This is a genomic window from Asanoa sp. NPDC050611, assembly GCF_040654855.1.
Lineage (GTDB): Bacteria > Actinomycetota > Actinomycetes > Mycobacteriales > Micromonosporaceae > Asanoa.
On record NZ_JBFAIU010000407.1, the window covers coordinates 1 to 6,048 of the forward strand.

Below are 6,048 nucleotides of genomic sequence, written 5' to 3' on the forward strand. Positions count from 1 at the left end.
CTTAGAAGCCGGTGCCCAGGAAATCGCCAGTCACAACTGCGCCGGGTTCAGCTGATTGGACGTTGCGGAAGCGCAACCACCGACACGAGGCGCCGGCCCGCGAACCCGAGCCGGTGCTTGGCGGCCAACCGGCCGGCGCGTTGCGCGGTCAGTGGTTGCGGCCGAACTCCTTCGCGAGGACCTCGCGCGTGACCGCCTCGCCGAGGCGGTCGCCGTGGATGGTGGCGCCGCGGTAGTGGACACCGGCCCAGATGCGGGCCTCCATCAGCTCCGCCCGTGCCGCGGACAGGCTGTCGAAGTGCCGGGTCGTCTTGGACTCGGCGCTGTAGGCGCTGAAGGACAGGTGGTCACGGCCGAAGAACGCGCGTAGTGCGGTCATGATGGCGGAGGTGTAGCAGGCGTGGCCGGACGGCCATTCCGGCGACGGGGCCGTGACGCGTAGCGGCGTCCAGGTCGGGTCCGCGACCGTGGCCGGGTTGCCGTCGGTGTCCGCCAGCGGGATCGCGGTCACCGGGCGCCAGAGGCTCCAGTGTCGCTTCTGCTGGTAGCACGAGATCAGCGCGTCGGCCGTGGAGACGTCGACCATCGCCAGCATGCGGGCCGTCTCCAGCTGGCTCAGTCGGTGGTCCGCGGCGAGGCCGCGCTTGATGTACCACTCCACCTGGCGGTAGTCGTCCCACCAGGTCGCCGCTTCGGTCTGGTCCTGCGTGCGGATCGTGCTGGTGGCCGAGCCGACCGCCTTGACCTCGTTGAGCTGGCGGGCGTACGCCGCACTGCCCAGCGCCGGCGGTGCCGGCACCCGGTAGGCGGCGGGGTCGTCGACGACGAACGGCCGCAGGAACGGGAACCAGCCGCCGGCCTGGAGGAACAAGGGCGGGGTCAGCCGGTAGACGCCGGGTGCGGTGCCCACCGGCCACGTCGCGTCGGAGAACGCGCCGTCGTCGCGGCGGTCCGCGATCATGGCCGCGGCCGCGGCTTCGCCGACCCTGATGCCGCCCGTCTTCGCGCGCCCCTCGGGGATCGCGGCGAGCGCCTCGTCGTACTGCGCGGCCAGCGCGTCCGCCTGGGCCGGGAACAGGGAGAGCAGGACGTGGTGGGCCGCCGTGGCCACCGCCGCGGGAGTCGAGTCGCCGCGATGGGCACGGGGAGCGACCAGATACGGCTCGTACGGGACGCCGGCGATCGCGTTGACCGCGTCGTACACCGCGCCCTGCACCATGGCGAAGCTGCGCGAGCCCGCCGTGGGCGACTGCCGCGCGACCTCGAAGATGGCCGTCTGGGCGTGGACGTTCCAGGTCAGGACGGCGTTGGTGCGCTCGTGGGCCGACGCCGCGGTCGGCGTCAGGACGGTCAGACCGAGCACGGCCAACACCGCCGCGCCGAGCAGCCTGCGCACGCGTACGCGAAATGTCATGAGATCCCCCGTTGGCAGAACGAATGCCGATCCAGAATCGACCTTCGCTGATCCCATGACAACCTTCTGGCGGGTATTCGGTTATGTCAGATCGAGGCGCTCCAGCCGGGTCCACCCCGTCCAGCCGCGCTCGCGCATCAGGTCCAGCACCCGCCGCGCCCGCGGGTCCGCCTCGACCAGCAGTGCGTCCAGCAGGCCGATCGCCAGGTCGTCGCCGTCGTCCATCCCGGTGAGGCCCAGCTCGCCGGCCGCGTACGCCTCCTCGGCCATCTCAACCATGATGTCGACCGCTTCGACCAGGCGGGGGTCGTCGTCGCCGCCCCCGCCCTCGACGATCTCCGACAGGAGGCGGTAGAGGCGAACGAGCCGTGGGTCCTCGAGTTGCGCGAACTTCGCCGCCATCACCTCGGGGACCGACTGTGGCCAGCGCGCCGCGACCAGGATCCACCCGTCCCGCTCGCCCTCCACGATCCGCTCCGACGCCCCGATCTCCCGCAGCCGGTCGAGATAGGCGAGAATCTCGGGCGGCAGCGCCAGACTGTCCGCATCGGTCAGCTGCGCGATCTGCTTGCGGCTGGTCTCCAGGCGGTCGATCTCGTCGCGCAGGTCGCGGTCGATGCGCTGGACCGCGGCGGCGAACGTCGACGCGTCGGCTTCGAGCATCTGACCGATCCGGGACAGCGGCACGCCGGCGTTGGCGAGCGTCCGGATCTTGATCAGGGACACGACCGCCGCGGTGCCGTACCGCCGGTAGCCCGCGGCATCCCGCTCGGGCTCCGGCAGCAGCCCGATCTGGTGGTAGTGCCGCACCGCCCGCGTCGTGACACCGGCGTACGCGGCCAGCTGTCCGATCGTCAACATGTGCCGATTCCGCCTCCGATCACGCACCGATCCGCCGACGGTAGACCAGGTTCGCGCACACGTAGGCGACGACGAGGATGCCGACGCACCACGCGAGGGCCGTCCACAGGTCGGCGCCGACGGGCTGCTGGGTGAACAGCGCCCGAATCGCGTTGACGATGGCCGTGACCGGCTGGTTTTCGGCGAACGCCCGCACCGGGCCGGGCATGGTGTCGGTGGGCACGAACGCCGAGCTGATGAAGGGCAGGAAGATCAGCGGGTACGAGAACGCGCTCGCCCCGTCGATGCTCTTCGCGGACAGGCCAGGGATCACCGCGATCCAGGTCAGCGCGAGCGTGAACAGGGCCAGGACACCCGCGACGGCGAGCCAGGCCAGCACGCCTGCTCCCGAGCGGAAGCCCATGACGAGGGCGACGCCGACGACGACCACGAGCGAGAGCAGGTTGGCGACCAGCGAGGTCAGCACGTGCGCCCAGAGCACGCCCGACCGGGCGATCGGCATCGACTGGAAACGCTCGAAGATGCCTGCCTGCATGTCCCCGAAGAGCCGGAACGCGGTGTACGAGATCCCCGACGCGATCGTGATGAGCAGGATGCCGGGCAGCATGTAATCCACATAGGACACGGAACCGGTGTCGATCGCACCGCCGAACACGTACACGAACAGCAGCATCATGGCGATCGGTGTGATCGCGGTCGTGATGATGGTGTCCAGGCTGCGGGTGACGTGCCGCAGCGTCCGTCCGGTGAGGACGGTGGTGTCGCTGACGAAATGCGTGGCCATGGTCGTCCCCTACCGCTCGCCGACGACCGCGAAGAACACGTCTTCGAGGGAGGGTTGCTTCTCGACGTACTCGACCTTGGCCGGCGGCAGGAGCTGCTTCAACTCGGCCAGGGTGCCGTCGACGATGATCCGGCCCTGGTGGAGGATCGCGATCCGGTCGGCGAGCTGCTCGGCCTCGTCGAGGTACTGCGTCGTGAGCAGCACGGTCGTGCCGCCCGCGGCGAGCTCCCGGACGGCCTGCCACACCTCGAGCCGCGCCTCCGGGTCCAGCCCGGCCGTCGGCTCGTCCAGGAAGACGACGGGCGGATTCCCGATGAGACTCATCGCGATGTCGAGGCGGCGGCGCATGCCACCGGAGTACGTCGCGACCCGCCGCCCGCCGGCCTCGGTCAGCGAGAAGCGCCGCAGGAGCCCGTCGGCCACCGCTCTCGGGTCCTTGAGGTGCCGCAGCCGGGCGACCAGGACGAGGTTCTCCCGCCCGCTGAGGATGTGGTCGACGGCCGCGAACTGCCCGGTGAGGCTGATCGACTCGCGCACGTCGGCGGCCTGCGTCGCGACGTCGAAGCCGTTGACCCGGGCCGTCCCGGCGTCGGCCTTGAGCAGGGTCGACAGAATCTTCACGAGGGTCGTCTTGCCGGCCCCGTTCGACCCGAGCAGCGCGAAGATACTGCCCCGCGCGACCTCGAGGTCCACGCCGCGCAGCACACGCAGCTCCTTGTACGCCTTCTCCAGGCCCCGCACCTGAACCGCAACAGTCATGCGGCCAGCATGGAGGGTTGACGCAGCGTCAAGGTCAAGCGTGCCGCGGCTGGTCCGCGGTCAGTGGCGCCACCAGGTGTCGAGGGGGGTGGCCGGTACCGTGCGCTTGTGGCGGGTGGCGAGATAGACCGCCTCCACCTTTGCCGCCAGGTCCGGGGAGACGTCGACGCCTTCCAGGTAGTCGTCGATCTGGGCGTACGTCAGGCCCAGGGCCACCTCGTCCGGCAGCGCCGGACGGTCGTCCTCCAGGTCGGCGGTCGGCACCTTCTGCCACGCGCTCGGCGGTGCGCCCAGCTCCTGCAGCAGCGCGGCGCCCTGGCGCTTGGTCAGGCCGGTCAACGGGGTCAGGTCGACGCCGCCGTCACCGTATTTCGTGAAGAATCCGGTGACCGCCTCGGCCGCGTGGTCCGTGCCCACGACGAGCAGGTGCAGCTGGCCGGCGATCGCGTACTGGATCACCATGCGTTCCCGGGCCTTGATGTTGCCCCGCACGAAGTCCCGCAGCCGGGGCTCGCCGCCCAGCAGGTCACCCAGGCCCGACGCCACCTCCGCGGCGACCGTGTCGGCACCGGGCTTGACGTTCACCTCGACCGACCGGTCGGCCCGGATGAACCGCAGCGCGGCCTGGGCGTCGGTCTCGTCGGCCTGCGTCCCGTACGGCAGCCGGACCGCGACGAACACGGCGTCGCGCCCCTCGGCCCGCAGCTCCTCGACGGCGAGCTGGCACAACCTGCCCGTCAGCGTGCTGTCCTGGCCACCGCTGACGCCCAGCACGTAGCCCTTGGCCGGCGTCGCCCGCAGGTAGTCCTTGAGGAAGTCGACCCGGCGCCGGATCTCCACCTTGGGAACGATGGCCGACTTCACGCCGAGCTCGCCGAGTATCTGCTGCCGTAGGTCCGCCACGCGGCCACTCTAGCTGGCCGGACCCGGCGCTACGGCCGGCGGCGGGCGAGGTGGACGACGATGTCGGCGACGATGTCGACCGTCTCCGGCAGGACCCGCAGGACCTGGCCGAACACCTGCTCGCGATCCGCCGCCGGCAGCTGGAGATAGGCCGAGACGGTCGAGAGATGGCCGACGTACTCGGCGGCGGTCATCGTCAGTCGCCGCTTGATAACGGACTGTCGTACGTCGGTGAACCACTCCGCGCGCAGGAGCTCCGTACCCGGCCATTGCATCTCGTGTTCCGGTGGTGTGCCGTCCGGGGACGGGATCTCGTCGCTGTCCAGGAACGGTGCCCGGGCGGCATGCACGGCCTTCTCCACGGCCGGATCGGCGAGCTGGTACGGGCCGCCGCACGACGCGAACACGCCACCCGGCTCCAACAGCGCGGCCACCCGCGACCAGCGGCCGTCGGGGCTGGTCCAGTGCAGCGCGGCCGCCGCGTAGACGAGCCCGTACCGCTCGCCCGGTCGCAGGTCCTCGAACGCCGCCCGCACCGTCGTGACGTTCGCCGGCACCTGCCTGCGCAGCTCGGCGAGCATCGCCGGGTCCGGGTCCGTCGCGGTGACGGCGACTCCGTGCCGGGCGAACAGGCGCGTGGCCTTGCCCGTCCCGGCGCCGATCTCGAGGGCGGTGCGCAAGGGCCGGCCGGCGTACGCCAGGACCAGGTCGAACAGCTCCTCGGGATAACCGGGCCGGAACCGTTCGTATGCTTCCGCCACCACTCCGAAGCTCAGCGCGCGCACAGACATGTCACGCATCCTGGCATCCTCGTACGAATGAGCGCGTGGTACCGGCAAGTCTCCGTGGACGACCAGATCGTACGCATCTCCGAACCCCATGTCCGTCCGCTGTTGGCGGCCAACCTGTGGTGGCTGCGCGGCAGCGACCGCGACATCGTCGTCGACGCCGGGCTCGGCGTCGTCGCCCTCCGCGACGAACTGCCGCAGCTGTTCGAGCGCGACCCGCTCGTGATTCTCACCCACTCGCACCTGGACCACACCGGCGGTGCCCACGAGTTCCGGGAGCGGGCCGCGCACGCCGCCGAGGCGAAGACCATCGCGGCCGGACCACCGGCGAGCCTGTACGGCGCCGACCTCTACGCGAAGTTGGGCATCCCGGGGACACCGCCCGTGGACCTGCTGCTCGACGCGGTGCCGCACGAGGGCTATGACCCACGGACCTACCGGGTCGAGCCCGCGCCCGTGACCCGCCTGCTCGCCGACGACGACCGGATCGAGGCGGGCGGGCGCGTGCTGACGGTCCTGCACCTGCCGGGCCACTCCCC

7 protein-coding genes are annotated in these 6,048 nt (G+C 71.0%); 1 reads left to right on the plus strand and 6 read right to left on the minus strand.

Annotated elements, in window-relative coordinates; all coding sequences use genetic code 11:
* Window positions 1–148: 148 nt before the first annotated feature.
* The 6 genes from AB0H87_RS36600 to AB0H87_RS36625 all read right to left on the minus strand — a co-directional run bounded on the left by AB0H87_RS36600 (window position 149) and on the right by AB0H87_RS36625 (window position 5,512).
* On the minus strand, window positions 149–1,396 hold the full coding sequence (locus AB0H87_RS36600; RefSeq protein ID WP_360156634.1) for a vanadium-dependent haloperoxidase: 1,248 nt from the start codon (window positions 1,394–1,396) through the stop codon (window positions 149–151).
* A 99-nt stretch (window positions 1,397–1,495) separates the two neighbouring features.
* A complete protein-coding gene (locus AB0H87_RS36605) occupies window positions 1,496–2,275 on the minus strand; it encodes a MerR family transcriptional regulator (protein WP_360156637.1) in 780 nt (259 codons plus the stop codon).
* Between the two features lie 19 nt (window positions 2,276–2,294).
* The gene (locus AB0H87_RS36610) at window positions 2,295–3,059 is read right to left on the minus strand and encodes an ABC transporter permease (protein WP_360156640.1); all 765 of its coding nucleotides are present in this window, start codon (window positions 3,057–3,059) and stop codon (window positions 2,295–2,297) included.
* A 9-nt stretch (window positions 3,060–3,068) separates the two neighbouring features.
* The gene (locus AB0H87_RS36615) at window positions 3,069–3,818 is read right to left on the minus strand and encodes an ABC transporter ATP-binding protein (RefSeq protein WP_360156643.1); all 750 of its coding nucleotides are present in this window, start codon (window positions 3,816–3,818) and stop codon (window positions 3,069–3,071) included.
* Between the two features lie 60 nt (window positions 3,819–3,878).
* Complete coding sequence (gene nadE, locus AB0H87_RS36620; RefSeq protein ID WP_360156646.1) at window positions 3,879–4,721, minus strand: ammonia-dependent NAD(+) synthetase; 843 nt, start codon at window positions 4,719–4,721, stop codon at window positions 3,879–3,881.
* 29 nt (window positions 4,722–4,750) lie between these two features.
* Window positions 4,751–5,512, minus strand: a complete 762-nt coding sequence (locus tag AB0H87_RS36625; protein ID WP_360156652.1) for a class I SAM-dependent methyltransferase — start codon at window positions 5,510–5,512, stop codon at window positions 4,751–4,753.
* A 54-nt stretch (window positions 5,513–5,566) separates the two neighbouring features.
* On the opposite strand from AB0H87_RS36625, the gene AB0H87_RS36630 reads away from it, so the two are divergent.
* Window positions 5,567–6,048: MBL fold metallo-hydrolase (locus tag AB0H87_RS36630; protein ID WP_360156649.1), on the plus strand; the 482-nt coding region annotated here is incomplete at its 3' end.

Coding starts and splice junctions, on each gene's coding strand:
- AB0H87_RS36615 (WP_360156643.1), bottom strand. CDS start 3,818: ATGACTGTTGCGGTTCAGGTGCGGGGCCTGGAGAAGGCGTACAAGGAG.
- AB0H87_RS36625 (WP_360156652.1), bottom strand. CDS start 5,512: ATGTCTGTGCGCGCGCTGAGCTTCGGAGTGGTGGCGGAAGCATACGAA.
- AB0H87_RS36605 (WP_360156637.1), bottom strand. CDS start 2,275: ATGTTGACGATCGGACAGCTGGCCGCGTACGCCGGTGTCACGACGCGG.
- AB0H87_RS36610 (WP_360156640.1), bottom strand. CDS start 3,059: ATGGCCACGCATTTCGTCAGCGACACCACCGTCCTCACCGGACGGACG.